Annotated in this window: 29 protein-coding genes; 15 read left to right on the top strand and 14 right to left on the bottom strand. The window is 72.8% G+C overall.

Annotation, left to right across the window (positions count from 1 at the left end; translation table 11 throughout):
* Positions 1-59: 59 nt before the first annotated feature.
* Positions 60-1,370 carry a pitrilysin family protein gene (locus tag ABKW28_RS07210; RefSeq protein WP_348607707.1) on the top strand — a complete coding sequence of 437 codons (1,311 nt, stop codon included), beginning with the start codon at positions 60-62 and terminating at the stop codon, positions 1,368-1,370.
* A gap of 22 nt (positions 1,371-1,392) precedes the next feature.
* On the opposite strand, the gene ABKW28_RS07205 is transcribed toward ABKW28_RS07210, so the two are convergent.
* Together ABKW28_RS07205 and ABKW28_RS07200 are read right to left on the bottom strand one after the other, a co-directional pair.
* A complete protein-coding gene (locus ABKW28_RS07205) occupies positions 1,393-2,118 on the bottom strand; it encodes an NADPH-dependent F420 reductase (RefSeq protein WP_348607704.1) in 726 nt (241 codons plus the stop codon).
* Positions 2,119-2,217: 99 nt separating this feature from the next.
* Positions 2,218-2,739: a class I SAM-dependent methyltransferase gene (locus ABKW28_RS07200; RefSeq protein ID WP_193670460.1), complete on the bottom strand. Its 522-nt coding sequence runs from the start codon at positions 2,737-2,739 to the stop codon at positions 2,218-2,220.
* A 133-nt stretch (positions 2,740-2,872) separates the two neighbouring features.
* Here ABKW28_RS07200 and dapB point away from each other — a divergent pair, with 133 nt between their 5' ends.
* Together dapB and ABKW28_RS07190 are read left to right on the top strand one after the other, a co-directional pair.
* On the top strand, positions 2,873-3,622 hold the full coding sequence (dapB, locus tag ABKW28_RS07195) for a 4-hydroxy-tetrahydrodipicolinate reductase (RefSeq protein ID WP_348607740.1): 750 nt from the start codon (positions 2,873-2,875) through the stop codon (positions 3,620-3,622).
* A 127-nt stretch (positions 3,623-3,749) separates the two neighbouring features.
* Positions 3,750-5,408: a M4 family metallopeptidase gene (locus ABKW28_RS07190; RefSeq protein WP_348607701.1), complete on the top strand. Its 1,659-nt coding sequence runs from the start codon at positions 3,750-3,752 to the stop codon at positions 5,406-5,408.
* A 73-nt stretch (positions 5,409-5,481) separates the two neighbouring features.
* Here ABKW28_RS07190 and ABKW28_RS07185 read toward each other — a convergent pair whose 3' ends face one another.
* From ABKW28_RS07185 to ABKW28_RS07170, 4 genes are all read right to left on the bottom strand, one after another.
* Complete coding sequence (locus ABKW28_RS07185) at positions 5,482-5,793, bottom strand: AzlD domain-containing protein (protein WP_193670457.1); 312 nt, start codon at positions 5,791-5,793, stop codon at positions 5,482-5,484.
* The gene (locus ABKW28_RS07180) at positions 5,790-6,500 is read right to left on the bottom strand and encodes an AzlC family ABC transporter permease (protein ID WP_348607698.1); all 711 of its coding nucleotides are present in this window, start codon (positions 6,498-6,500) and stop codon (positions 5,790-5,792) included. Before ABKW28_RS07180 ends, ABKW28_RS07185 begins: the two co-directional genes overlap by 4 nt.
* A gap of 45 nt (positions 6,501-6,545) precedes the next feature.
* Positions 6,546-6,785 (bottom strand): hypothetical protein, encoded by a 240-nt coding sequence (locus ABKW28_RS07175; RefSeq protein ID WP_348607695.1) that lies wholly within the window; start codon positions 6,783-6,785, stop codon positions 6,546-6,548.
* Between the two features lie 149 nt (positions 6,786-6,934).
* Positions 6,935-7,489 carry a GNAT family N-acetyltransferase gene (locus ABKW28_RS07170; protein ID WP_193670454.1) on the bottom strand — a complete coding sequence of 185 codons (555 nt, stop codon included), beginning with the start codon at positions 7,487-7,489 and terminating at the stop codon, positions 6,935-6,937.
* A gap of 68 nt (positions 7,490-7,557) precedes the next feature.
* Between ABKW28_RS07170 and ABKW28_RS07165 the strand changes: the two genes are divergently transcribed.
* Entirely contained in the window at positions 7,558-8,565 is a 1,008-nt protein-coding gene (locus ABKW28_RS07165) for an aldo/keto reductase family protein (protein ID WP_193670453.1), read from the top strand.
* Here ABKW28_RS07165 and ABKW28_RS07160 read toward each other — a convergent pair.
* The gene (locus ABKW28_RS07160) at positions 8,539-9,402 is read right to left on the bottom strand and encodes a hypothetical protein (RefSeq protein ID WP_348607693.1); all 864 of its coding nucleotides are present in this window, start codon (positions 9,400-9,402) and stop codon (positions 8,539-8,541) included. The genes ABKW28_RS07165 and ABKW28_RS07160 overlap by 27 nt on opposite strands.
* A 9-nt stretch (positions 9,403-9,411) precedes the next feature.
* Positions 9,412-10,023, bottom strand: a complete 612-nt coding sequence (locus tag ABKW28_RS07155; protein ID WP_348607690.1) for a DUF3043 domain-containing protein — start codon at positions 10,021-10,023, stop codon at positions 9,412-9,414.
* A gap of 172 nt (positions 10,024-10,195) precedes the next feature.
* Between ABKW28_RS07155 and ABKW28_RS07150 the strand changes: the two genes are divergently transcribed.
* The 5 genes from ABKW28_RS07150 to ABKW28_RS07130 all read left to right on the top strand — a co-directional run bounded on the left by ABKW28_RS07150 (position 10,196) and on the right by ABKW28_RS07130 (position 14,238).
* Positions 10,196-10,978, top strand: a complete 783-nt coding sequence (locus tag ABKW28_RS07150; protein ID WP_348607687.1) for a PspA/IM30 family protein — start codon at positions 10,196-10,198, stop codon at positions 10,976-10,978.
* On the top strand, positions 10,975-11,253 hold the full coding sequence (locus tag ABKW28_RS07145; RefSeq protein WP_348607684.1) for a hypothetical protein: 279 nt from the start codon (positions 10,975-10,977) through the stop codon (positions 11,251-11,253). Before ABKW28_RS07150 ends, ABKW28_RS07145 begins: the two co-directional genes overlap by 4 nt.
* Positions 11,254-11,337: 84 nt before the next feature.
* Positions 11,338-12,264: a zinc metalloprotease HtpX gene (gene htpX / locus ABKW28_RS07140; protein ID WP_348607681.1), complete on the top strand. Its 927-nt coding sequence runs from the start codon at positions 11,338-11,340 to the stop codon at positions 12,262-12,264.
* Positions 12,265-12,275: 11 nt separating this feature from the next.
* A complete protein-coding gene (locus tag ABKW28_RS07135; RefSeq protein WP_348607678.1) occupies positions 12,276-12,854 on the top strand; it encodes a hypothetical protein in 579 nt (192 codons plus the stop codon).
* Between the two features lie 148 nt (positions 12,855-13,002).
* Positions 13,003-14,238 carry a GAF domain-containing sensor histidine kinase gene (locus ABKW28_RS07130; protein WP_348607676.1) on the top strand — a complete coding sequence of 412 codons (1,236 nt, stop codon included), beginning with the start codon at positions 13,003-13,005 and terminating at the stop codon, positions 14,236-14,238.
* A 104-nt stretch (positions 14,239-14,342) separates the two neighbouring features.
* Here the strand turns inward: ABKW28_RS07130 and nadA are convergent, their stop codons facing one another.
* The 3 genes from nadA to ABKW28_RS07115 are packed head-to-tail and all read right to left on the bottom strand — an operon-like array spanning position 14,343 to position 16,443.
* Complete coding sequence (gene nadA / locus ABKW28_RS07125; protein ID WP_193670447.1) at positions 14,343-15,527, bottom strand: quinolinate synthase NadA; 1,185 nt, start codon at positions 15,525-15,527, stop codon at positions 14,343-14,345.
* A gap of 22 nt (positions 15,528-15,549) precedes the next feature.
* Positions 15,550-16,263: a GNAT family N-acetyltransferase gene (locus tag ABKW28_RS07120; protein WP_348607737.1), complete on the bottom strand. Its 714-nt coding sequence runs from the start codon at positions 16,261-16,263 to the stop codon at positions 15,550-15,552.
* Positions 16,264-16,284: 21 nt separating this feature from the next.
* Entirely contained in the window at positions 16,285-16,443 is a 159-nt protein-coding gene (locus ABKW28_RS07115; protein ID WP_348607673.1) for a hypothetical protein, read from the bottom strand.
* Positions 16,444-16,503: 60 nt separating this feature from the next.
* Here ABKW28_RS07115 and ABKW28_RS07110 point away from each other — a divergent pair, with 60 nt between their 5' ends.
* Positions 16,504-17,595 carry a glycerate kinase gene (locus ABKW28_RS07110; RefSeq protein WP_348607670.1) on the top strand — a complete coding sequence of 364 codons (1,092 nt, stop codon included), beginning with the start codon at positions 16,504-16,506 and terminating at the stop codon, positions 17,593-17,595.
* 102 nt (positions 17,596-17,697) lie between these two features.
* Positions 17,698-18,060: an iron-sulfur cluster assembly accessory protein gene (locus tag ABKW28_RS07105; protein WP_193670445.1), complete on the top strand. Its 363-nt coding sequence runs from the start codon at positions 17,698-17,700 to the stop codon at positions 18,058-18,060.
* 223 nt (positions 18,061-18,283) lie between these two features.
* Here ABKW28_RS07105 and ABKW28_RS07100 read toward each other — a convergent pair whose 3' ends face one another.
* The gene (locus ABKW28_RS07100; RefSeq protein WP_348607667.1) at positions 18,284-18,574 is read right to left on the bottom strand and encodes a hypothetical protein; all 291 of its coding nucleotides are present in this window, start codon (positions 18,572-18,574) and stop codon (positions 18,284-18,286) included.
* 186 nt (positions 18,575-18,760) lie between these two features.
* Between ABKW28_RS07100 and ABKW28_RS07095 the strand changes: the two genes are divergently transcribed.
* Complete coding sequence (locus tag ABKW28_RS07095; protein ID WP_348607734.1) at positions 18,761-19,699, top strand: carbohydrate kinase family protein; 939 nt, start codon at positions 18,761-18,763, stop codon at positions 19,697-19,699.
* Here the strand turns inward: ABKW28_RS07095 and ABKW28_RS07090 are convergent.
* On the bottom strand, positions 19,696-19,947 hold the full coding sequence (locus ABKW28_RS07090; RefSeq protein WP_348607664.1) for a sulfurtransferase TusA family protein: 252 nt from the start codon (positions 19,945-19,947) through the stop codon (positions 19,696-19,698). The two genes, ABKW28_RS07095 and ABKW28_RS07090, sit on opposite strands and share 4 nt — an antisense overlap.
* Complete coding sequence (locus ABKW28_RS07085) at positions 19,944-21,083, bottom strand: aminotransferase class V-fold PLP-dependent enzyme (RefSeq protein ID WP_348607661.1); 1,140 nt, start codon at positions 21,081-21,083, stop codon at positions 19,944-19,946. Before ABKW28_RS07085 ends, ABKW28_RS07090 begins: the two co-directional genes overlap by 4 nt.
* A gap of 93 nt (positions 21,084-21,176) precedes the next feature.
* On the opposite strand from ABKW28_RS07085, the gene coxB reads away from it, so the two are divergent.
* The 3 genes from coxB to ABKW28_RS07070 all read left to right on the top strand — a co-directional run bounded on the left by coxB (position 21,177) and on the right by ABKW28_RS07070 (position 24,306).
* Positions 21,177-22,124: a cytochrome c oxidase subunit II gene (gene coxB / locus ABKW28_RS07080; protein ID WP_302707956.1), complete on the top strand. Its 948-nt coding sequence runs from the start codon at positions 21,177-21,179 to the stop codon at positions 22,122-22,124.
* A 74-nt stretch (positions 22,125-22,198) separates the two neighbouring features.
* Entirely contained in the window at positions 22,199-23,890 is a 1,692-nt protein-coding gene (ctaD, locus tag ABKW28_RS07075; protein WP_348607731.1) for a cytochrome c oxidase subunit I, read from the top strand.
* Positions 23,890-24,306: a cytochrome c oxidase subunit 4 gene (locus tag ABKW28_RS07070; RefSeq protein WP_193670441.1), complete on the top strand. Its 417-nt coding sequence runs from the start codon at positions 23,890-23,892 to the stop codon at positions 24,304-24,306. The genes ctaD and ABKW28_RS07070 overlap by 1 nt, the downstream gene beginning before the upstream one ends.
* The last annotated feature ends 60 nt before the right edge of the window (positions 24,307-24,366 follow it).

The raw sequence follows: 24,366 nt of genomic DNA, 5'->3' as shown, positions 1-24,366 counted from the left end.
GGCCGACCCGCTCGAGACGACCTCTCGGGCGGGTCGGCCGCTTTTCCCAGGAGGACCACGTGAGCCACACCCAGCACACCAGCACCGCACCCCCGGCGAACCGCACCGAGGACCTCGCCGACGCACCCGGCGTACGCCGCAGCGTGCTGCCCTCGGGCCTGCGCGTGGTCACCGAGCACATGCCCGGCGTCCGCTCGGCGGCCGTGGGGGTCTGGGTCGGCGTCGGGTCCGTCGACGAGGACGACACCCTGCACGGGTGCTCGCACTTCCTCGAGCACCTGCTCTTCAAGGGCACCCGTTCGCGCTCGGCGCTCGACATCTCGATCGCCCTCGACACCGTGGGCGGCGAGTTCAACGCCTTCACCGCCAAGGAGTACACCTGCTTCCACGCGCGGGTGCTCGACGAGGACCTGCCCCTGGCCGTGGACGTGCTCGGGGACATGATGACCGACAGCCTCCTCGAGGCCGTCGACGTCGAGGCCGAGCGCGAGGTGATCCTCGACGAGATCGCGATGCACGACGACGACCCCGACGACGTGGTGCACCAGCTCTTCGCCGAGCAGGCCTACGGCGCCACCTCCGACCTCGGCCGCCCCATCGCCGGCACCGAGGCGAGCATCCGTGCGCTGACGCGCGAGCAGGTGCACGGCTTCTACCGCCGCCACTACCGCCCGGCCACCATGGTGGTCTCGGCCGCCGGCAACGTCGACCACGACGACGTGGTGCGACTGGTCGAGCAGGCCTTCGGGCGGGGCGGCTTCCTCGACGTGCTCGAGGAGCCGGTGCCCGTGACGGGCTCCGGCGCCGCGGTGCCCGTGACGCCGGGCCGCTCCAGCGAGAAGCGCCCCTTCGAGCAGGTCAACGTGGTGCTGGGCATGGAGGGGCTGCGCCGCGACGACCCGCGCCGCTTCGCGCTCGGCGTGCTCAACACCGCCCTGGGCGGGGGCACGTCCAGCCGGCTGTTCCAGGAGGTGCGCGAGGTGCGCGGCCTGGCCTACTCCGTCTACTCCTTCGCCGGGCACCACGCCGACTCCGGGCTGGTGGGCGTCGGGGTGGGCTGCCTGCCGGGCAAGCTCGACGCGGTGCTCGAGGTGGTGCGCGCCGAGCTGGCCAAGGTGGCGGCCGAGGGCATCAGCGCCGAGGAGCTGTCCCGCGGCCAGGGCCAGCTGCGCGGTGGCCTCGTGCTGGGCCTGGAGGACTCCGGCTCGCGGATGGCCCGCATCGGCAAGGCCGAGCTGGTGCACACCGAGCTGCTGGGCATCGAGGAGGTGCTGCGCCGCATCGACGCCGTCACGCTCGAGCAGGTGCGCGAGGTGGCCGCCGACGTGTTCGCGCGACCCGAGGTCCTCGCGGTGGTCGGCCCGGCCTAGGGGCCGGGCCGACCGCGTGGGCTCAGCCCCCGACGGGGCCCTCGTTGCGCGCGGCGTCGAGCACGCGGCGTACGTCGCTGGCCGGGGTGGGGGAGGACGGCGGCATCCCCGCGGCCTGGCCCGGCGTGGCGGCCGAGGCGTCGGCGTCGGGGTCGAAGTAGACCGCGCCGTAGGCCGGCGTACCGGGCTCGAAGCGCCAGCTCTCGGCGAGGTCGCCGGCCACGACGGTGTCGTAGCCCAGCGTGTCGAGGAACGCGGTGGCCTCGCGCAGCGCCGCCTCGTCGTCACCGGCGACCGGCAGCGCCGAGCGCTCGGGGGAGCCCGAGGGCCGGGCCAGCTCGGGCAGGTGGCCGTAGAAGATGTTGTTGAAGACCTTCACGACGCGCGCGCCGGGCAGGTGCTGCTGGACCCAGGCGCTGGTGGTGGTGCTGCGGTCGTCGAGCGCGGCGACGTTGCCGTCGCGCTGCGGGTAGTAGTTGCTGGTGTCGAGGACCAGGCGCCCGGCCAGGTCCTGCGCCGGCAGCGAGGGCACCGCCTTGAGGGGCACCGTCACGACGACGACGTCACCGGCCCGGGCCGCCTCCTCGGCGGTGGCGGCACGGGCGCGGGGGCCCAGCTCGGCCACCAGGTCGCTCAGGGTCTCGGGACCGCGGGAGTTGCTCAGGACGACGTCGTGGCCGGCGGCGACGGCCAGCCGGGCCACGCCGCTGCCGATGTTGCCGCTGCCGATGAGTGCGAGGGTTGTCATAGGGGGAGAGCGTCGTCGCCTCCCTGCTGATTCCCCGGCGTAGATCCCCCCGGCGTAGTGGAGGCGGACGTCACGCCGCCCGGGTGGCGCGTGGTCGGCTCAGCCGATGCGCTTGCCGATGATGCCGACCACGGCGGGAGCCTTGCGCTGGACCACCGAGACCCGGAAGCCGCCCTGGGCCAGCGCCCCCGAGGCCTTCTCGACGATGGTGGGCACCTGCTCGGGCCGGGTCGCCTCGAAGAACAGGTAGACCGCACCCCCCGGGAGCACCCGCTCGTGCAGCAGCGCGATCTCGTCGGCGCAGTCGCGCACCCAGAAGAGGTTGACGTTGAACGCGTAGACCTTGGTCAGGCGCTTGACCGGCACCCGCAGCGTCGCGAGGTCGATCTGGCGCACGGTGAGCCGCCCGGCCTCGACGTACTGCGCGCAGCGCCGCTTGGTGCGGTCGACACCCGACTCGGAACGGTCGATGGCGAACACCTTGCCGGCGCTCACCCGGCTGCAGATCAGCTCGGCCCCGGCCCCCGGGCCGCAGCCGATCTCGAGCACGTGGTCGTTCGGCTGGAGGTCCATGATGTCGACCGCCCACCGGATCCGTGCCGGAATCGTCTGCAGTGCCATGGCAGCAGCCTGCCAGAAACTCTGCCTCGCGTGTCGCGGAGGTCCCCCCTGGACGCTTCCCGCGTGTCGCGCAGCACGTGTGGGAGGCTGGGTGGTCGTGACGGACCAGGAGCGAGGACACGGTGGCGAGAGCGTGCTGGAGGTAGGCGTGCTGGGCGCGCGGGGCAAGGTCGGCAGCGAGGTGTGCCGGGCCGTCGAGGCCGCCGAGGACACCCGCCTGGTCGCCGAGGTGGACGCCGGTGACGACCTCGAGACGCTGGTGCGCGCCGGGGCCCGGGCCGTCGTCGACTTCACCCACCCCGACGTCGTGATGGACAACCTGGAGTTCTGCATCGGCCACGGCATCCACGCCGTCGTCGGCACGACCGGCTTCGACGAGGACCGCCTGGCCACCCTGCGCGGGTGGCTGGCCGACTCACCCGGCACCGGCGTGCTGGTCGCCCCCAACTTCTCCATCGGTGCGGTGCTGATGATGCGCTTCGCCGCGGCCGCGGCGAAGTTCTACGAGTCGGTCGAGATCGTCGAGCTGCACCACCCCGACAAGGCCGACGCGCCCTCCGGGACCGCCCGGCGCACCGCCGAGCTGGTCGCGGCAGCGCGACGCGAGGCGGGCTGCGCGCCGGTGCCCGACGCCACCTCGACCGCTCTCGAGGGGGCCCGCGGCGCCGACGTCGAGGGCATCCGGGTGCACGGACTGCGCATCCGCGGGCTGGTCGCGCACCAGGAGGTCGTGCTGGGCGGGGTGGGGGAGACGCTGACCATCCGGCACGACTCCCTCGACCGCGCCTCGTTCACCCCCGGCGTGCTCACCGGCCTGCGGGCCATCACCGGGCGCCCGGGGCTCACGGTCGGCCTCGAGCACCTGCTCGACCTCGACGCCTGAGCGGGGCTGCCTCACCTTCCTGCAGCGCGAGAAGCTGAGGCGGCCACCTGGTTCCTCCCGCCCCTGTCGTGGGACAGGGTCGGTGCCGCGACGCCCGCTCGGAGGCGTCGCGGGAGAGAGGAACCGGATGAAGACCACCATGGGGCTGGCCACCGCCGCCGTGCTCGCCGTCGGCAGCCTCGGCGTCGCCACCGCGACCGCCGCGACCAGCCAGGCCGCACCGACCGCACCGACCACCACGATCACCGGCCCGAGCAGCGCCGACCGGGGCGACGACGCCCGCGTCGCGGCCGCAGCAGTCGAGGCGCTGCGCGCCCACCCGCGTGCCGCCCGGGCGAGCACCGGACAGGCGGTGGAGGTCACCGACACCGTCGTCGACCCCGACGGTGCGACCCACGTGCGCATGGAGCGCACCTTCCGCGGCCTGCGGGTGCTCGGCGGCGACCTCGTCGTGCACCAGGGGGCCGGGAGCGACGCCTGGAGGGGCGTCTCGCAGACGCTCGACGCGCCGCTGGCGCTGGGCACCACCCCGACGCTCGGCGCCGACGCCGCCGGCACCCGTGCCCTGGCGCCGGCCAAGGCGCTGCGCGAGGTCGCGCAGCTCGAGCGGTCGGGTCGCCCCACGCTGGTCGTCGACGCCCACGGCGCCGAGCCGGTGCTGGCCTGGGAGGTCGTGACCACCGGGGTGCGCGCGGACGGCACCCCCAGCCGCCTGGCCAGCTACGTCGACGCCCGCACGGGCCGGGTGCTGCGGCGCGAGGAGCAGATCCACACCGCCGACGGGCAGGGCGAGTCGCTCTACAGCGGCACCGTCGCCCTGCAGGTGACGCAGAAGGGCTCCTCGTACGAGCTGCGCGACGCCACGCGCGGCGGCAACCACACGACCGACATGAACGGTGCGACCGACGGCTTCGCGTGCTCGGCCTTCGGATGGGGCTGCAAGACCGGCACGATCGTGACCAGCCCGAGCACCACGTTCGGCGACGGCACCGGCGCGGACCCCGACACCGCCGCCGTCGACGCCCAGTACGGCACCGCCGTGACGTGGGACTACTTCAAGGGCGAGCACGGGCGCAACGGCATCTTCGGCAACGGCTCGGGCTCCTACAACCGGGTGCACTACGGGCGTGACTACGTCAACGCCTTCTGGGACGGCCAGAAGATGACCTACGGCGACGGCGACGGCGTCGACTACGGCCCGCTGGTCTCCCTCGACGTGGCGGGGCACGAGATGACCCACGGCGTCACCCAGAACACCGCGAACCTGACCTACTCGGGGGAGTCGGGTGGTCTCAACGAGGCCACCTCCGACATCTTCGGCACCATGGTCGAGTTCTACGCCGCCAACAGCGAGGACCCCGGCGACTACCTGGTGGGTGAGGAGTTCGACCTGCGCAACGGGCGCGGCTTCCGTCGCATGGACGACCCGATCGCCGACGGCAAGTCGCCCAACTGCTGGTCGAGCAACACCAAGAACCTCGACGTGCACTACTCCTCGGGGGTGGGCAACCACTTCTTCTACCTGCTGGCCGAGGGGTCGGGCTCCACGACCTTCGGCGGGGTCGCGCACAGCTCGACCACCTGCAACGGCTCGACCATCACCGGCATCGGGCGCGAGGCGGCCGCCGACATCTGGTTCCGGGCGCTCAACGTCTACATGACCTCGAGCACCACCTACGCCCAGGCCCGCACCGCCACCCTGGCGGCGGCCCGCGACCTGTACGGCGCCGGCAGCACCCAGGCGAGCGCGGTCGCAGCCGCCTGGAGCGCGGTCTCGGTGTCCTGACGCCAGTGGCCCCGACCGGAGCCGGCGCACGCTCGAGGGGCGTGCACCGGCTCCGGTCGCTGCCCGGTCGGTCTCACCCGGTCAGCAGTCGCAGCAGCGCCGCGGTGGTGGCCGCGCCGGCGACCACGAGCAGGAAGGGGGCGCGCAGCGCCAGCAGCACCACGGCCGCCCCGAGACCGGCCGCCCGGGCGTCGAGCACCAACCGCTGGCCGTCGCTGCCCACCTGCACCGCCACCAGCGCGGCGAGCAGGGCGACCGGCACCAGGTCGGCGGTGCGGCGCACCCAGCCCCGGTCGAGCACCGACGCGGGCACCGCCAGGCCGGCGAGCTTGAGCAGGTAGCAGCCGACACCGCCGGCCAGCACCGCCAGCCACAGCCCGCTCACGGTGCCCCCCGGCGCGGGAGCAGCCCCATGAGCAGCGCGACGCCACCTGCGGCCAGCACGGGTACGCCCGCCGCTGTGACGGGGACGAGCCCCAGCGCGACGGCTGCGGCCAGGAGTGCCGCGACCCGGTGCACGGGGTCGGCGAGGCGCGGCCACAGCAGCGCCAGGAAGGCCGCTCCGACCGCGGCGTCGAGGCCGTAGGTGCGCGGGTCGCCGAGCACCGTGCCGCCGACCGCGCCGAGCAGGGTGAACAGGTTCCACAGCACGAAGATGCCGCCGCCGGTGACCAGGAAGCCGAGCCTGGCCAGGGAGGGGTCGCCACGGGTCACCGACATCGCCGTCGACTCGTCGATGACCAGGTGGGCACCCAGCGCCCGGCGGCGACCCCGCCAGCCCAGCAACGGGCCGAGCCGAAGGCCGTAGAGGGTGTTGCGGGTGCCCAGCAGCCACGCGGTGGCCGCCGCCGAGACCGGGGCCCCGCCCGACGCGACCACGCCCACCAGGGCGAACTGCGAGGCACCGGTGAACATCACCAGCGACAGCGCGCAGGTCTGGGCGACCGAGAGCCCCGAGGCCACCGACACGGCGCCGAACGAGACGCCGTACGTGCCGGTCGCGAGGGCGACGCCGAGGCTGTCGCGCACCACCGCCCGCCGCTCGGCGGTCACGCTCTCGCCGGGGGGAGGAGGAAGGGGCGCGCCGGTCACGCCCGGGACTCTAGGTGTCGTGGGTGCCGCGCGTCGCGCGCGGGCTCAGGTCCGGCCGCGGGGGTGGCGCAGCGCGGGGGCGGTGTGCGCGCCCGTGTGCGCGCTCGGCCAGCCCCCGTCGAGCACCAGCCCGAGCAGCGCACCGGCGCCGGCGCCGGCGAGCGTCGCGAGGGCCACCGGGACGCCCGGGCTGCCGAGAGCCACGGAGAGGCCGGTCAGCGCGCCGAGGCAGACCAGCAGGGCGACGAGCACCGAGCGGTGCAGCCGGGGGAGCGGTCCGAGCATGAGGAGGGTCCTTCGATCCGGTGCGGCCACGGTGGCCGCGTCCATCCACCCGTTCCTTTACCCTGGTGGGCCCTCGGCAATCCCGCCCGTACAGGTGACACCGGGACCCGGTGGTCGGCGGTGGTCGGCGGTGGTCGGGCTGGCGGTCCTCAGACGAGGGCGGTGTGCAGGCGGACCTGCTTCACGGTGACCGTGCCGCTGCCGTCGAGGTCGAGCTCGCGGTGCGCCCCGTCGCTGTCCCAGCCGGCGCCGACGAGGAAGGCACGGGTCGTGTCGTCGGTGGCCACCAACCAGGTCACGGCCCGGGTGAAGCGGTCGGCGCGCAGCGTGTCGACGGCCGCCTGCTGCAACCGCGACCCGTGGCCCTTGCCACGCTCCTCCGGGTCGAGGACCAGCTCGGTGAGCTCGCCGTCGGAGACCGGGTCGCAGTCGGGGTCGGTGGCCGGTGTGGTGATCGCGAAGCCGACCACGCGGTTGCGCTCGAGCGCCACGAGGGTGCGGTGCCGGGCGTCGGCCGGGCGCGCGAGGGCCTGGGTCCACGCGGCGGTCACGGCCTCGAGGGCCTCGGGGCCCGAGGGCAGCGACTCGGCGGGGACCAGCCCGGCGTACATCACCGGCCAGGCGCGCAGCTGCAGGGCGGCGACGGCCGCGGCGTCCTCGGCCCAGGCCACGCGCACGGACACGTCGGCGGTGGGGCTGCTCATGGCCTCATCCTCGCAGCCGCGACCGCGGGCCCTCCGGTGGGGTGAGACGCCGTGGGTAGGTTGGAGGCATGGAGATCCGCAACCTCGGAAAGAGTGGCCTGAAGGTCTCGGCCATCTCGTACGGCAACTGGCTCACCCACGGCTCGCAGGTCGAGGAGGACGCCGCGCTGGCCTGCGTGCGCCAGGCCCTCGACGAGGGCATCACCACGTTCGACACGGCCGACGTCTACGCGAACACCGCGGCCGAGACGGTGCTGGGCAAGGCCCTCGCCGGCGAGCGCCGCGAGGGCCTGGAGATCTTCACGAAGGTCTACTGGCCCACCGGCCCCGGCGCGCACAACGACCACGGGCTCTCGCGCAAGCACATCATGGAGTCGATCGACGCCTCGCTGCGTCGCCTCCAGACCGACCACGTCGACCTCTACCAGGCGCACCGCTACGACCACGAGACGCCGCTGGAGGAGACGATGGAGGCCTTCGCCGACGTCGTGCACGCCGGCAAGGCGCACTACATCGGGGTCTCGGAGTGGCGCGCCGAGGAGATCCGCGCGGCCCACGCGCTGGCCCGCGAGCTGCGCATCCCGCTCGTCTCCAACCAGCCGCAGTACAACCTGCTGTGGCGCGTCATCGAGTCCGAGGTGGTGCCCACCTGCGAGGAGCTCGGCATGGGCCAGGTCGTCTGGTCCCCGATCGCGCAGGGGGTGCTGACCGGCAAGTACCGCGTCGGCCAGGACCACCCGGCGGGCTCGCGCGCGACCGACGAGAAGGGCGGCGACAAGATGATCAGCCGCTGGCTGCAGGACGACGTGCTGCAGCGGGTCGAGAAGCTCGAGCCGCTGGCCGAGCAGGCCGGGCTGTCGATGGCCCAGCTGGCCGTCGCCTGGGTGCTGCAGAACCCCAACGTCTCGTCGGCGATCATCGGCGCCAGCCGGCCCGAGCAGGTCAGCGACAACGTCAAGGCCGCCGGGGTGCGCCTCGACGACGACCTGATGGCCGCCATCGACGAGGCCGTCGCGCCCGTCGTCGAGCGCGACCCGGCGAAGACGGTCTCACCCGCTCGGCGCGAGTTCGGCTGAGCCCTGGTCCGTGGGGCGGTGCGGACGGGCCAGGTCACCCGCGCGGCCCAGCCGCACCGCTCCCCACGTCGAGACGACCAGCCCCAGCAGCACCACGGGCTCCCAGCCGTGCCGCACGGTGTCGCCGAGCAGGGCCACCCCCACGGCCGCCGGCACGAACGTCTGGCCCACGTTCATCGGTGCCGTGGCCGACGACACCGCGGCGCGGTCCATGCCCAGCGAGTAGAGCCAGAAGGCCACCAGGCTGAAGGACGGCACCGCCAGGGCGCAGACCAGCACCGGTCCGTCCACCGGCAGCTGCACGCCCCGCACCGCCACCGCCGAGCCCGCGTAGCCGAGCCCGGCGAGCGCTCCCAGCCCGGCGGGGCCCAGGCGGTGGCGCAGCACGCTGGCCAGGGCGAGGGCGAGCGCCGCGAGGGCCAGCACCAGCGCCAGCACCGGGTCGGTGCGGGTCGCGCCGGCGCTGCCCGAGCCCGCCGCCAGGAGCGTCAGCCCGAGCACGACCAGCCCCACCGAGGTCCAGTGCGCTAGCCCCAGCGGCTCCTCGACGTGGCGCTGGGCCAGCGCCGCGACCGGCAGCGCCATGGCCACCGTGGCTTGGGCCAGGTAGAGCGGCAGCCACCAGATGGCCACGACGTGCAGCAGGAAGCCGCCGAGGTAGGCGGCCAGCACCAGCCACGTCCACGGGTCGCGCACCGAGCGCGCCACGAAGCCGGGCAGGTGCCCTGGCGGCACCGGGTGACGGCGTACGCCATGGGCCTGGGCGACCGCGCCGCACCCGAAGAGCACGGCACCGAGCAGGCCCGCAGCCAGGCCCACGGCCTCCAGCGGCCCCACGGCGCCGGCCTAGCGGTAGTGCTCGGGCAGGCTCTGCCCCATCTTGACCTGCGTCTTGGGCAGGCGCATGAAGCGCATCTGCATGGCGCGGGTGATGGCGTAGTAGGTGGTGCCCTTGTGCGAGTCGTCGGGGAAGCGTGCGACGAGCTCACGACGCAGGCGGAAGCGCAGCAGCACCATGTCCATGACCACCAGCAGCATCGCCAGCAGCAGCACCGAGCTGCCGAAGCTGGCCAGCCCGGCGTTGCCGGAGTAGCTGAGGACCATCGTCACCAGCAGGATGGGGATCATCAGCTCGACGAAGGAGAAGCGGGCGTCGACGAAGTCGCGGGTGAAGCGGCGCACCGGGCCCTTGTCGCGGGCCATCAGGTAGCGCTCCTCGCCGGCCTTCATGCCGGCCTTGACCCGGGCGGTCGACTCGCCGCGCGCCGAGCGCTGGGCCTGGGCCATCTCGCGGCGGGTCCGCGGCGGCTTGGCCCGGGCCCGGGCCATCGCCTCGGCCTCCTTGCGCGTCGGCGTGGGGCGACCCTTGGTGCTGGGCCGCTCGGTCGTGGGCCCGGCGCCGGGGACGGCGGAGGAGGTGGTGTCCGGGACGGGCTCGCTCTTGCTGCGACGGAACAACGCTGGACCTTCTGGTGGGGGACGCCGCGCGGGCGACCGGGGGTGGGACGGCTGGGCCCTCCAGCCTACCGGCGAGCCACCGCGGCCCCCTCGCGGCACCTTGCCGTCGAGCCGTAAGGTGAGGTGACCCGCAGCACCACACGCGACCGACCGGAAGAGGGACCGCACCACCATGAGCCTCTGGAAGCGCATGACCTTGATCTTCCGCTCGAAGGCCAACACGGCCCTCGACCGCGCGGAGGACCCGCGTCAGACCCTCGACTACAGCTACCAGCGCCAGCTGGACCTGCTCTCCAAGGTACGTCGCGGCGTCGCCGACGTGGCCACCTCGCGCAAGCGCGTGGAGCTGCAGATGAACCAGCTGCAGCAGCAGTCCGACAAGCTGCAGACCCAGGCGCAGAAGGCGATCTCGGTCGAGCGCGAGGACCTGGCCCGCGAGGCGCTGACCCGCAAGTCGGCGCTGACCCAGCAGATCGACGACCTGCGCGCCCAGCACGCGCAGCTGCAGGGTGAGGAGGAGAAGCTCACCCTGGCCCAGCAGCGGCTGCAGGCCAAGGTCGAGTCCTTCCGCACCCGCAAGGAGACGATCAAGGCGACCTACACCGCCGCCGAGGCGCAGACCCGCATCAACGAGGCGATGTCGGGGATCGGCGAGGAGATGGGCGACGTCGGCATGGCGATCCAGCGCGCCGAGGACAAGACGGCCAACATGCAGGCGCGCGCCGGCGCCATCGACGAGCTGATCGCCTCCGGGGCGCTCGATGACGCGAGCTCGCTGAACCGCGGCGACGACATCTCCCGCGAGCTCGACGCGATGAGCAGCCACTCCGACGTCGAGGCCGAGCTGGCCCGGCTCAAGGGCTCCGCCCAGCCCGGCCAGCTCGAGAGCGGGGGCGACATCCTCGACTCGCAGCCGGAGGGCGAGAAGGTCGAGCGTCCCGAGGACCGGGCATGATCGTCCGCATCCTCGGCGAGGGCCAGCTCGACGTCCCCGACGAGGCCATGGAGCGCCTGAACACGCTGGACGCCGAGGTCGAGGCGGCCGTGGAGGCCGGCGACGAGGCCGCCTTCACCACGGCGCTCGCCGCGCTGCTGCAGGCGGTGCGTGCCGAGGCCGCCCCGCACCAGCTCGACAGCCTCGACGAGTCCGACCTGATCCTGCCCCCGGCCGACGCCACGATGGCCGAGGTCGCGCAGATGCTCAGCGGCGACGGGCTGATCCCGGGCTGATCCCCAGGGGATCGGGATCGGCGCCTGGACGACGACCGACCGGGCGCCGCCCAGGCTGCTTGGACCACGGGGGAGGATGAGGGCATGGCACGCACGCGTTTCGTCGGCGACGCCGGGCTGACCGCCCGGATGACCCTGGTCATGTTCCTGCTCGGCTTCCTCTTCGTGGGGCTGGTCGCGGTGCTGATGGGGGTCTTCGCCCAGAGCGGCAGCCCCGGCATCGCCCTGCTCATCGGGGTCGGCGGCCTCGGCGTGGTCTGGTGGCAGTGGTACTCCTCCGACAAGGTCGCGATGCGCGCGATGGGGGCGCGCGAGGTGACCCCCGAGCAGGCCCCCGAGCTGCACGGGATGATCGACCGGCTGTGCGCGATGGCCGACATGCCCAAGCCGAGGGTCGGGATCTCCGACACCCACGTGCCCAACGCCTTCGCCACCGGCCGCTCGCCCGAACGCGCCATCGTCGTGGTCACCACGGGCATCCTGCGCACCCTCGACGCCGAGGAGCTCGAGGGCGTGCTGGCCCACGAGCTCTCGCACGTGGCGCACCGCGACGTGCTGGTGATGACCGTGGCCTCCTCGGCCGGCATCCTGGCCGGGATGCTCGCCCAGGGCTCGCGCTACGGCATGTTCTTCGGCGGCAACCGCCGCGACGGCAACAACGCCCTGCCGGTCTGGCTCCTGGTGCTGCTGGTCAGCCTGGTCACCTACGCGATCAGCTTCCTGCTGCTCAAGGTGCTCTCGCGCTACCGCGAGCTCTCGGCCGACCGGGCGGGCGCCTACCTGACCATGAAGCCGCAGGCGCTGGCCTCGGCGCTGCAGAAGATCACCGGGGAGATCAACACCATCCCCGAGCGCGACCTGCGCGCGAGCAAGTCGATGAACGCCTTCTTCATCGCCCCCGCGATCAAGGGCGTGTCGCTCAAGACGCTCACCTCGACCCACCCCAGCCTCGAGCAGCGCCTCGAGCAGCTGGCCAAGATCCAGGCCGAGCTCGGCCGTCCGACGGGCTGAGGCGCTGCGCGATGGGATTCCTCGACTCGATCCTGGGCCGCACGCGGCCCAAGCAGGCCGACCTCGACGCGCTCTTCGGGGTGCCGAGCGCCGCGATCACGCTGCAGGCCTCGCTGGGCCTGCGGCCCACCGGGCTCGGCTCGGTCTGCTACCGCGCGGCCGGTGGGGCGGCCTTCGCCGAGACCGAGGCCGAGATCCTGACCCTGCTGCGCAACGCCGCCGACGCCCCCGAGGTCAGCACCTCCCACGACGAGTTCGGCTACACGTGGCTGGTCGTCGACGACGACCCCGACGACGTCGGGGGCCTGGTCACCGACCTGCACGCGGTCAACACCACCCTGGAGTCGCAGGGCTTCGGGCCGGGGCTGCTGTGCTCGCTGGTGCCCTTCGAGGACGCCGCCGGACGCCGCGTCGGTCTGGTCTACCTCTACAAGCAGGGCACCTTCTACCCCTTCGCCCCGCAGCCCGGCGGCGCGCGGCAGCGCGACAGCCTGCTCGAGATCAACCTGCGCGAGACGCTGAGCCGGGAGCTGCCGGTCGAGCAGCAGACGTCGCGCTGGCTCGCGCTGTGGGGTGCGCCGGGCCTCTAGGGCCTCCGGTCCCGGCCCGCCGAGAGTCTTTGCAGGACGCGCCTCGCTTACGGGTGCGGCACGTCAGGAGGGCTCCCTAGACTGGGCGCCGTCCCGCCGTGGCACCACTCCCTCCTGCCCGGCCCCGGCCGGACGACTGGAGGAACGCGTGCTGGAGCAGCTGTCGGACCACGCCCCCGTCGTGGAGGACCGGCGCCGGGTCCTGGAGATCGACCGCTACCAGGTGCTGCTCGACCCGCCCCGCAGCGACCTCGTCGCGCTGGTCGACATCGCGGCCCAGGTCGCCGGCGTGCCCCTGGCGACCATCAACCTGATCACCGACGTCGCCCAGCACCAGATCGCCACGAAGGGATTCGACGCCTCCGTGTGCACCCGCGAGGACTCGATGTGCAACGTGGTGCTGCACGAGGGCGTCCCGGTGGTGGTCCCCGACGCCTCCCAGGACCCCCGCTTCGCCGACAACCCGTTCGTCACCGGGGAGATCGGCGACGTGCGCTTCTACGCCACCCACCAGCTCGTCACCCCCCACGGAGTGGTGATCGGGACCCTGTGCGTCTTCGACACCGTGCCCCGTGAGATCACCGACGACCAGGAGCGTGCCCTGGCCGAGCTGGCCGAGCGGGTCGTCGACCTGCTCGAGCTCGAGCTGCGCACCCGTGAGCTGGCCTCGTCGGTCTGCGAGCTCGAGCGGGTGCGCGACGAGCTGCAGCGCTCCAACAGCCAGCTGACAGCCTTCGCGGGCCAGGTGAGCCACGACCTGCGCAACCCGCTCACGGCGGTGCGGATGTCGCTCTCGATGCTCGCCGAGGAGGTCGAGGCCGGAGGGCTCGACCCGGTCACGGCCGAGTACCTCGTCGGGCGGGCCGAGAAGGGGTCGGAGCGGATGCAGGCGCTGATCGACGACCTGCTCGCCTACGCCCGCATCGGTGGCCAGATCGCCAGCAAGCCGGTCGACCTGGGCGGGCTGGTCCAGGACGTGCGCGACGACCTGGCCGGGGCGCTGGGCGGTGCGAGCCTCGAGGTCGGCGAGCTGCCGGTGGTCACCGGCGACCCGGTGCAGCTGCGGGCCGTGGTGCAGAACCTGGTGGCCAACGCCGCGAAGTTCGTGCCCGCGGGCCAGAGCGCCCGGATCCGCGTGCACGCGAGACCGGCCGCTGCCGGCTGGCGCGTCGAGGTGGTCGACCACGGGCTCGGCATCGCGCCCGAGGACCGTGAGCGCGTCTTCGAGCCGCTCACCCGCACCCACGCCGACGTACCCGGCTCGGGGATCGGCCTCGCGACCGTGCGTCGCGTGGTCGACGCGCACGGCGGAACCATCGGGATCGAGGAGACGCCCGGCGGCGGCACCACGGTGTGGTTCGAGCTGCCGGCCCGCGAGCAGTAGTCACCCGCGACGAGCAGTCACCTTCGCACCACCGACCGGTCACTCCGACCCCCAGGCCGGTGCGAAAGTGACTGGTCGACGGTGCGGAAGTGACTGCTCGTGCGTCAGTCCTTGGCGGTGCGACCGGGCAGCGCCAGCATCCGCTCGAGGGCGACCAGCGCCTCCCGCTCGGTGTCGGCGTCGACCTCGATGCGGTTGACCACGGTGCCGGCCGCCAGCGACTCGAGCGCCCAGACCAGGTGCGGCAGGTCGATGCGGTTCATCGTCGAGCAGTAGCACACGGTGCGGTCGAGGAAGGCGATGGACTTGTCGGGGTGGCTGTCGGCCAGGCGCTTGACGAGGTTGAGCTCGGTGCCGATGGCCCACGACGAGCCGGCCGGGGCGGCCTCGATGGTCTGGATGATGAACTCGGTCGAGCCGACCAGGTCGGCCTTGAGCACGACCTCGTGACGGCACTCGGGGTGCACCAGGATCTGGATGTCAGGGTCCTGGGCGCGCAGCGCGTCGACGACGTCGGGGGAGAAGCGGCCGTGCACCGAGCAGTGGCCCTTCCACAGGATCATCTTGGCGTCGCGCAGCTGCTCGGGGGTCAGGCCGCCGCTGGGGCGGTGCGGGTCCCAGACCACGCAGTCCTCGAGGGTGAGGCCCATCTGCAGCACGGCGGTGTTGCGGCCCAGGTGCTGGTCGGGCAGGAAGAGGACCTTGGCGCCACCCTCGACGTCGGGCAACTGGTCGTAGGCCCACTCCAGCGCGACCTCGGCGTTGCTGGAGGTGCACACGACGCCGCCGTTGCGCCCGCAGAAGGCCTTGATGTCGGCGCTGGAGTTCATGTAGGTCACCGGCACCACGGCGTCCTGGATGCCGGCCTCGGCCATCGCGTCCCAGGCGGTCTCGACCTGCTGCAGGCGGGCCATGTCGGCCATCGAGCAGCCGGCCGCGAGGTCGGGCAGCACGACCTGCTGGTCGGGGGAGGTCAGGATGTCGGCCGACTCGGCCATGAAGTGCACGCCGCAGAAGACGATGAACTCGGCGTCGGGGCGGGCCGCGGCCTCGCGGGCCAGCTTGAAGGAGTCGCCCGTGACGTCGGCGAACTGGATGACCTCGTCGCGCTGGTAGTGGTGGCCCAGCACGAAGACGCGCTCGCCCAGCGCCTCCTTGGCCGCGCGCGCACGCGCGACCAGGTCGGGGTCGGACGCGGCCGGCAGGTCACCGGGGCACTCGACCCCGCGCTCGGACTGCAGGTCGACGCCACGGCCGAGCGGCAGCAGCGGGAGGTCGACGGTCGTCATGGCCCCATCGTAGGCGCCGACCTCACAGCAGCGAGCCGTGGTGCAGGTACGGCGACGGCGGACGCATCGCCCGCAGCGCCAGGTAGCCCACCGTCCAGACCTCCAGCCGGGCGGCCAGACCGATGTCGAGGGCCCACTCGTTGGCCGCGGTGACGTGCGCGACCTCGGTCTGCTCGGGCCCGTCGGCCAGCGCCGACCACAGCAGCCGCCCGGCCGTGCGGCGGTTCGTCGCGGCCAGCAGCGCCACCCGGCCGTCAGGGTATGCGTAGGCGTAGCCGGACCCGGTGGAGGTCTCGGAGAGCAGCAGCCGCGACTGCGTCATGAGCAGGGGGTGGTCGGCGCCGTGCGCGCTCCCGCGGGCCTGCCGGTCGACCGAGTCGAGCAGGTCCTGGTCACCGGCGCTGCCCTCGCGCACCTTGTCGCCCGTGCCGAGCGGGATCGCGGTGCGGTCGAGGGTGCCGCGCAGCACCATCTGCGGGTGCAGCGAGAGCCCGGCCTGGCGGTAGACGCGGACCGCGCGGGGGTCGGCCGAGCTCGACAGCATGCCGCGCAGGGCGCCCCGGCCGTGGTGCAGCGCTGCCGCCAGCAGCGGCTTGCCGACGCCGCGGCCCTGGTGGCCCGGCCGCACGGCGTACGTCGAGAGGATCCAGGTGCCCTCGCGCACCAGCGAGGTCACGACCCCCACCATCGTGCCGTCCTCCTCGGCCACCCAGCAGCCGCCCGGGTCGGTGCGCAGCAGGTGCTGGGTGCGGGCCTGTCACGACCGGCTCCGGCCGCCCTGCCGCGGCTCCGGCTCGGGCCAGGCGCGGGGCAGCGTGAGCCGGTCGAGCGCGTGGAAGCTCTCCGAGCTGACCTGCTCGGCCTCGGCGACGTCGTCGGGGCGCATCGGGCGGATGGCGGCGGTCGGGCTCGGCACCTGCCCACCGTAGGCGGCAGCGCCGTGGCCGGGCCCGCCCGCGGCTGCGAGGATGCGCCCATGCGAGTCCTGGTCGCCCCTGACAAGTTCGCCGGCACCCTCACCGCCGTGGAGGCCGCCGAGGCGATCGCCGCGGGCTGGCGGCGCCACGCGCCCGGCGACGAGCTCGACCTGGCGCCGATGTCGGACGGCGGCCCCGGCTTCGTCGACGTGCTGCACGCCACCCTGGGCGGCGAGCTGCTGGTCTCGACGGTGAGCGGCCCGCACGGCGAGGAGGTGCCGGCCACGGTGCTGGTCGTCGGCGAGACGGCGTACGTCGAGACCGCGCAGGCCTGCGGGCGGCACCTGGCCGCCGAGGGCGACCCCGAGCTCGCGACCACCGTCGGCGTGGGCCAGCTGCTGCTGGCGGCGCTGGCGACCGGCGCCACCACGGTCGTGGTGGGCCTCGGCGGCAGCGGCACCAACGACGGGGGAGCGGGGCTGCTGCACGCCCTGGGCGCCACGACCGAGACCGGTCGGCTGGACTCCGGCCCGGCCCGCTTCGGTGATCTCGTCGCCGTCGACCTGGCTCCGGCGCGCGAGCGCGTGGGCCGGGTGCGGCTCGTCGCCGCCAGCGACGTCGACAACCCGCTGACCGGCCTGTTCGGCGCCACCAAGACCTACGGCCCCCAGAAGGGCATCGCCGAGGAGCGCCACCTCGAGGTGGACGGCTGGCTCGAGCGGCTGGCCGCCGCCACCGACCGGCGCACCTCGCTGCAGAAGGGGGCGGGGGCGGCCGGAGGGCTGGGCCACGCGCTGCTGTGCCTGGGTGCGGTGCGCGAGCCCGGCATCGCCCTGGTCGCCGAGGCCGTGGGGCTGGCCGGCCGGGCCCGCGCCGCGGACCTCGTGGTGACCGGCGAGGGCGCCTTCGACTTCTCCAGCCGCTCGGGCAAGGTGCCGTACGGCGTCGCCGAGGTCGCCGCCGAGGCGCTGCGGCCGTGCGTGGCGCTGGCCGGGCAGGTGCTGGTCGGCTCGCGGGAGATGCGCGCGCTGGGCGTGGAGTCGGCGTACTCGCTGGTCGACCTCGTCGGTGAGCAGCAGGCCTTCGAGGACCCCGTGGGCAGCCTCGAGGCGCTGGGTCAGCGGGTCGCCCGGACGTGGTCGAGGGAATAACCCGGCGTGGCCTACCCTTGACCCGGAGACCGCTGCAGTCCACGACGTGCCGGCGGCCCGCACCAGACCACGCAGCACGCAACCCATGTTGGGAGCACAGACATGACCGAGCAGGTGGAGACCACTCCTGAGCGCCGCACCGACAGCATCAACCTGAGCCCGGTGGCCGCGGCCAAGGTGCAGAGCCTGCTGGAGCAGGAGGGACGCGACGACCTCGCGCTGCGCATCTCCGTGCAGCCCGGTGGCTGCTCGGGCCTGCGCTACCAGCTCTTCTTCGACGAGCGCACCCTCGACGGCGACGTCGTCACCGACTTCGACGGCGTCAGCGTCGTCGTCGACCGGATGAGCGTGCCCTACCTCAACGGCGCGATGATCGACTTCGTCGACACCATCGAGAAGCAGGGCTTCACCATCGACAACCCCAACTCGACCGGCTCCTGCGCCTGCGGCGACAGCTTCCACTGAGCAAGGACGCGCCAGCGGACTTGCTGTTGGTGGTCGGACGAGGACGCGCCAGCGGACTCGTCATCGGTGGTCGAGCAAGGCGCACGGCTGAGCCTGCGAAGCCGTGACCGCCGTGTCGAGACCCAGTGACCTCCTGGGACTCAGCACCGCCCAGCACCAGCACTGAGACACACCGAAGCCCCCGGACCGACCAGGTCCGGGGGCTTCGTCGTACGCCGGAGCGTCAGTCCAGATGCAACGACAACGCGTTGGCGAGCCGCTGCGCGGCCTCACCGACCTCGATGTCGCGCTTGCGCACCTCGCGGGGGAAGTCGGCGAAGTGGATGCTGGGCGCGGGGCGGGTGGCGGCGCGGGCGACGGCGGCGGCAGCGGTGGCCTCGCGGCCCACGGGCAGGCGCAGCGCGCGACCGGCGGCCTCGCAGTCGGCACCCATGTCGCTGATGCGGGCAAGGTCGTCGTAGGGGAGCCGTGCGGCTGGCCCGAGGGGCCCGGGGGAGGGCGTCGAGGAGGTCATGGTCGCGACGTTAGGGGCTACTGGGGGGTACTCCCAGCAGTACCCGCAGGTAGTGTTCGCGCCGTGCCCGACACCTCCTCGACGCCCCTGACCGACCCCGCGGCCGACCCCGCGGCCGACGCCCAGGCGGTGGTCCCGACCGGTGGCCCGCTCCTGGTCGCCGGGTCGATCGCGACCGACCACCTGATGAGCTTCGCCGGCAAGTTCGAGGACTCCCTGGTCGTCGAGCAGCTGCACAAGCTGTCGGTCTCGTTCCTGGTCGACGACCTCGAGATCCGGCGCGGCGGGGTGGCTCCCAACATGTGCTTCGGGATGGCGCGCCTGGGCCTGCGGCCGGTGCTGGTGGGCTCGGCGGGCGAGGACTTCGCCGACTACCGCTCCTGGCTGGAGCGGCACGGTGTCGACTGCGACCACGTACGCATCTCGGAGTCGCTGCACACCGCCCGCTTCGTGTGCACCACCGACACCACGATGGCGCAGTTCGCCTCGTTCTACCCCGGTGCGATGAAGGAGGCCCGGCTCATCGAGCTGGCCCCCATCGTGGCCAGGGTGGGCGCTCCGTCGTTCGTGCTGATCGGCGCCGACGACCCCGACGGGATGCTGCGCCACACCGAGGAGTGCCGCCAGCGCGGCTACCCCTTCATCGCCGACCCCAGCCAGCAGCTCGCCTTCGGTGAGGGCGACCTGATCCGCCCGCTGGTCGAGGGCGCCGCGATCCTCTTCAGCAACGAGTACGAGTCGCACCTGATCCAGCAGAAGACCGGCTGGTCGGCCGACGAGGTGCTGGCCCGGGTGGGGGTCCAGGTCACCACCCTGGGCGCCGACGGCGTGCGGGTGCTGCGCGCCGGCGAGGACGACATCGTCGTGCCCGCCGCCAAGAACGTCACCGCGGTCGAGCCGACCGGCGTCGGCGACGCCTTCCGTGCCGGCTACCTCGCCGCGACCGCGTGGGGCCTCGACCTGACCCGCAGCGCGCAGGTCGGCTGCGTGCTCGCGGCGTACGTCGTCGAGACCGTCGGCACCCAGGAGTACAGCTTCACCGCCGAGCAGTTCCTGGCCCGGGTCGAGGAGTCGTACGGCGCCGACGCGGCCGCCGACGTGGCGCCGCACCTGGGCGCGCGCTAGGCGCGTCGGCGCACCAGGTAGCGGGGCACGCCGTCCTCGGCGCTGTCCTCGCCGAGGTAGTCCTGGCCCCGCATCCGGCACCAGGCCGGCACGTCGACCCGTGCGGCCGCGTCGTCGGCGACGACACCCACGACCGCGCCGACCGGCACCTCGGGCAGCGCCCGGGCCAGGTCGATCACCGGCAGCGGGCACAGCCGGCCGCGGCAGTCGAGCTCGAGCGGGGCCGAGCCGGGCTCCGCCCCGCTCACATGCCCACCCGGGCCCGCAGGTCGGCGACCACCCCGGGCAGCACCGCGAGCAGCCGCTCGACGTCCTCGGCGCCGGTGTCGCGGTGCAGAGAGACCCGGGCGTTGCCGTGGGTCAGGGCACCCATCGCGGCCAGCACGTGGCTGGGCTCGAAGGTCGACGACGTGCACGCCGAGCCGCTGGCGACCCCGAAGCCGTGCCTCTCGAGCTCGTGGACCAGCGCCTCACCGTCGACGTAGAGGAACGAGAAGGTCACCAGGTGGGGCAGCCGGTCGTCGGGGTCGCCGACCACGTCGACGTCGGGGATCGCGGTGACGCCCTCGCGCAGGCGGGCGACCAGGGCGTGCTGGCGGGTCGCCACCTCGTCGCGCTCGGTCACGACCGCCTGCAGCGCTGCTGCGGCCGCGAGGGCGGCCGGCACGTTCTCGAAGCCCGAGGTGCGCTCGTCGACGCGGTCGTCACCGGGGAAGGGGGAGGCCCAGCGGGCGCCCTTGCGCACCAGCAGCACCCCCACGCCGGGCGGGCCGCCCCACTTGTGCGCGGACGCGGCCGCGGCGTCCCAGCCGCGGGGCAGCACCCGTCGCCCGGCGGCGGCGCAGGCGTCGACGAAGAGAGGGACCCGACCGTCGAGGCGCGCCGCGACCTCCGCGACGGGCTGGACGGTGCCGACCTCGTGGTTGGCGGCCTGGAGGGCCACCACCCCGGTGCCGGGCGCGACCAGGTCGACGACGTCGTCGGGGGAGACCCGCCCGTGCCGGTCGACCGGCACCACGGCGCCCGGCACGCCGCTGCGCCGGGCCCACCAGTCGGCGGCGTGGCCCACGGCGCTGTGCTCGACGGCGCTGAGCAGCGTGGCGTCGCGGCCGTCGGCACGGCCCTCGAGGAGCCCGAGCAGGCCCCGGTGCACGGCCTCGGTGCCCGAGGAGGTGAAGGAGACCTCGTCGCGGCGCACCCCCAGCGCCCCGGCCACCACCTCGCGGGCGTTGTCGAGCAGCAGCCGGGCGTCGCGGCCGGCCCGGTGCAGGCGCCGCGGGTCGCCCCAGCCACGCTCGTGCGCCGCGGCCAGGACCTCGCTCGCCGCGGGGTGCAGCGGCTCGCCCGAGGCCGCGTCGAGGTCGACCGGCGCGGCATTCGTCACAACCGCCACGGTAGGCCACCCTGTGCAGCCGGACGGCTGGTGGGCGGGGTACTCTGACGCCAACTTCTGATCGCTTGAGAGGAAGGCTCGTTCGTGAGTCTGCAGCTCCCCCAGATGGCACCAGGACGTCGGCGGGCCTCGGCCCGTCGTGCGGGCCTGGGCGCCACGCTCGGCCTCGGCCTCGTGCTGCTCGCCGGTTGTTCGTCGGAGTCCCGCGGTGAGTGGGAGCGCCTGGCCATGCCAGAGCCCATCACCGAGCAGGGCGAGTCGACCCTCGCGCTGTGGCAGGGCGCGTGGATCGCGGCTCTGATCACCGGTGTCGTCGTGTGGGGCCTCATCGCCTGGGTGGTGGTCGCCTACCGCCGGCGCAGCGACGACGAGGTCCCGGTCCAGACGCGCTACAACCTGCCGCTGGAGATCTTCTACACGGTCGCGCCGATCATGATGGTCGTGGTGTTCTTCGCCCAGACCATCCGGGTCCAGGACATCGTGCTCGAGGAGTCCCCAGCCCCCGACAACATCGTCGAGGTGACCGCCCAGAAGTGGTCGTGGACCTTCAACCACGGCATCGGCGCCGTCGACGTGGCAGCTGACGAGGACAACGAGGACGACGAGTTCCCCTACGAGGGCTACGCCTACCTCGCGGGCACTCTCACCGACATCCCCACGTTGGTGCTGCCGGTCGGTGAGACCACGCGTTTCAACCTGCACTCGCCCGACGTGATCCACGACTTCGGTGTACCGGCGTTCCTGATCAAGATGGACGTCATCCCGGGTCGCGTGAACTCCTTCGAGGTCACTCCCACGACCGAGGGCACCTTCAAGGGCAAGTGCTATGAGCTCTGCGGTGCTTACCACTCGCGGATGCTCTTCAACGTCGAGGTCGTCAGCGCTGAGGAGTACGACGCCTACGTGGCGGACCTGGCCGACTCCAACCTCGCCAGCACGGGCGTCCAGGCCGAGCTGCCCATCCTCGGAGGCGAGGACGCCCGCACCCAGGTGGGCCTCGCATCCACCCGATCCGGAGGAGAGGGCCAGTGAGCGCCGCCACCGCCCAGAGGCCGACCGCACCCGGCGAGCCCCGCAAGCCGCTCGGCCAGCTGGCCGTGCGGATGATGACGACGACCGATCACAAGCTGATCGGCAAGATGTACCTGATCACCTCGTTCGCGTGGTTCCTCATCGGTGGCCTGATGGCCTTGGTGATCCGCTCCGAGCTGGCTTTCCCGGGCCAGCAGGTGGTCAACGAGGAGCTCTACAACCAGCTCTTCACCATGCACGGCACGATCATGCTGCTGCTCTTCGCGACGCCGCTGTTCTTCGGCTTCGCCAACGTGATCATGCCGATCCAGATCGGCTCACCCGACGTCGCGTTCCCGCGGTTGAACATGTTCAGCTACTGGCTGTTCCTCTTCGGCGGCCTGATCGCCGCATCGGGCTTCCTGACCCCTGAGGGCGCAGCCTCCTTCGGGTGGTTCGCATACACCCCGCTGTCCAACGCCGTCAACAGCCCCAGCGTGGGCGGTGACCTGTGGATCATGGGTCTGTGGATGGCCGGACTCGGCTCCATCCTGGGCGCGGTCAACTTCATCACCACGATCATCTGCATGCGCGCCCCCGGCATGACCATGTTCCGGATGCCGTTGTTCGTGTGGAACACCTTGATCACCAGCCTGCTGGTGCTCATCGCCTTCCCGGTGCTCGCCGGCGCGCTGCTGATGCTCGAAGCGGACCGCATCCTGGGGGCTAACGTCTTCGACACCGCCCACGGCGGCGCGATCCTGTGGCAGCACCTGTTCTGGTTCTTCGGCCACCCGGAGGTCTACATCATCGCGCTGCCGTTCTTCGGCATCGTGACCGAGATCTTCCCGGTCTTCAGCCGCAAGCCGCTGTTCGGCTACGTCGGCCTGGTGGGCGCGACCCTGGGCATCGCGATCCTCTCGGTCGCGGTCTGGGCGCACCACATGTTCGTCACAGGCGCGGTCAACCTGCCGTTCTTCTCCGGCATGACGTTCTTGATCGCGGTGCCGACCGGCGTGAAGTTCTTCAACTGGATCGGCACGATGTGGGGCGGGTCGCTGTCCTTCGACACCCCGATGCTGTGGTCGATCGGCTTCCTGACCACGTTCCTGTTCGGTGGTCTGACCGGCATCATCCTGGCCAGCCCGCCGCTCGACTTCCAGGTCTCGGACTCCTACTTCGTGGTCGCGCACTTCCACTACGTCGTCTTCGGCACCGTGGTCTTCGCGATGTTCGCGGGCTTCTACTTCTGGTGGCCCAAGTTCACGGGTCGGATGCTCGACGAGCGGCTGGGCAAGCTGCACTTCTGGATCCTGTTCATCGGCTTCCACCTGACCTTCCTGGTCCAGCACTGGCTCGGTGTCGAGGGCATGCCGCGCCGCTACGCCGACTACCTGCCCGACGACGGGTTCACCCTGCTCAACCAGATCTCCACCGTGGGCGCGTTCCTGCTGAGCCTGTCGATGCTGCCGTTCTTCTACAACGTGTGGATCTCGCGCAAGGCACCGCTGGTCGAGGTCGATGACCCGTGGGGCTGGGGTCGCTCGCTGGAGTGGGCCACCTCGTGCCCGCCGCCGCGCCACAACTTCGTGACCATCCCGCGCATCCGCTCGGAGTCGCCGGCCTTCGACCTGCACCACCCGGAGATCGCGGCCATCGAGCTCGACCAGAACGAGGCGGCGCGCGAGGGTCGCTTCGCCGACGCCCCCGACATGGCCGGGCGCGAAGAGACCGTGGGTGAGCGCCGGTCCACCGGCACTCGGTCCGACGACGGGAAGGACAGCTGATGAGGGCCGAGGCCTTGATCTTCGCGATCTGCACCGTGTTCTTGGTGCTGATCACCCCGGCGTACTGGTTCATCACCAGTGCCGGCGACACCGGTGGCGACTGGACGGGCACCTCCGCCCTGACGATGACCACGCTGCTCACCCTGATGGTCACCTTCTACCTCGGCTTCCACGCCAAGAAGATGGAGCCGCGTCCGGAGGACCGCAAGGACGCCGAGATCGCCGACGGCGCCGGAGAGCTGGGCTTCTTCCCGCCGTACTCCTGGTGGCCGCTGTGGGCCGCGCTGACCCTCGGCACGATCGTCTTCGGAGTTGCGATGACAGCATGGTGGCTGGCCATCATCGGAGCCGTCCTGGGTGCCGTGGCCACCTCCGGCCTGGTCTACGAGTACTACCGCGGCGAGCACGCTCACTGAGCACGCGCCCGCCCGCACCACCACGACGACTCCGCCGCCTCCGGGCCGCGGAGTCGTCCT

This window comes from Nocardioides sp. 31GB23 (assembly GCF_040012395.1).
Lineage (GTDB): Bacteria > Actinomycetota > Actinomycetes > Propionibacteriales > Nocardioidaceae > Nocardioides > Nocardioides salarius.
This window is presented reverse-complemented; position numbering and strand designations above follow the sequence as displayed.

Coding starts and splice junctions, on each gene's coding strand:
- ABKW28_RS07110 (WP_348607670.1), top strand. CDS start 16,504: ATGCGAGTCCTGGTCGCCCCTGACAAGTTCGCCGGCACCCTCACCGCC.
- ABKW28_RS07190 (WP_348607701.1), top strand. CDS start 3,750: ATGAAGACCACCATGGGGCTGGCCACCGCCGCCGTGCTCGCCGTCGGC.
- ctaD (WP_348607731.1), top strand. CDS start 22,199: ATGACGACGACCGATCACAAGCTGATCGGCAAGATGTACCTGATCACC.
- ABKW28_RS07200 (WP_193670460.1), bottom strand. CDS start 2,739: ATGGCACTGCAGACGATTCCGGCACGGATCCGGTGGGCGGTCGACATC.
- ABKW28_RS07105 (WP_193670445.1), top strand. CDS start 17,698: ATGACCGAGCAGGTGGAGACCACTCCTGAGCGCCGCACCGACAGCATC.
- htpX (WP_348607681.1), top strand. CDS start 11,338: ATGGCACGCACGCGTTTCGTCGGCGACGCCGGGCTGACCGCCCGGATG.
- nadA (WP_193670447.1), bottom strand. CDS start 15,527: ATGACGACCGTCGACCTCCCGCTGCTGCCGCTCGGCCGTGGCGTCGAC.
- ABKW28_RS07135 (WP_348607678.1), top strand. CDS start 12,276: ATGGGATTCCTCGACTCGATCCTGGGCCGCACGCGGCCCAAGCAGGCC.
- ABKW28_RS07150 (WP_348607687.1), top strand. CDS start 10,196: ATGAGCCTCTGGAAGCGCATGACCTTGATCTTCCGCTCGAAGGCCAAC.
- ABKW28_RS07205 (WP_348607704.1), bottom strand. CDS start 2,118: ATGACAACCCTCGCACTCATCGGCAGCGGCAACATCGGCAGCGGCGTG.
- ABKW28_RS07100 (WP_348607667.1), bottom strand. CDS start 18,574: ATGACCTCCTCGACGCCCTCCCCCGGGCCCCTCGGGCCAGCCGCACGG.
- ABKW28_RS07145 (WP_348607684.1), top strand. CDS start 10,975: ATGATCGTCCGCATCCTCGGCGAGGGCCAGCTCGACGTCCCCGACGAG.
- ABKW28_RS07165 (WP_193670453.1), top strand. CDS start 7,558: ATGGAGATCCGCAACCTCGGAAAGAGTGGCCTGAAGGTCTCGGCCATC.
- ABKW28_RS07175 (WP_348607695.1), bottom strand. CDS start 6,785: ATGCTCGGACCGCTCCCCCGGCTGCACCGCTCGGTGCTCGTCGCCCTG.
- ABKW28_RS07095 (WP_348607734.1), top strand. CDS start 18,761: ATGAGCTTCGCCGGCAAGTTCGAGGACTCCCTGGTCGTCGAGCAGCTG.
- ABKW28_RS07170 (WP_193670454.1), bottom strand. CDS start 7,489: ATGAGCAGCCCCACCGCCGACGTGTCCGTGCGCGTGGCCTGGGCCGAG.
- ABKW28_RS07070 (WP_193670441.1), top strand. CDS start 23,890: ATGAGGGCCGAGGCCTTGATCTTCGCGATCTGCACCGTGTTCTTGGTG.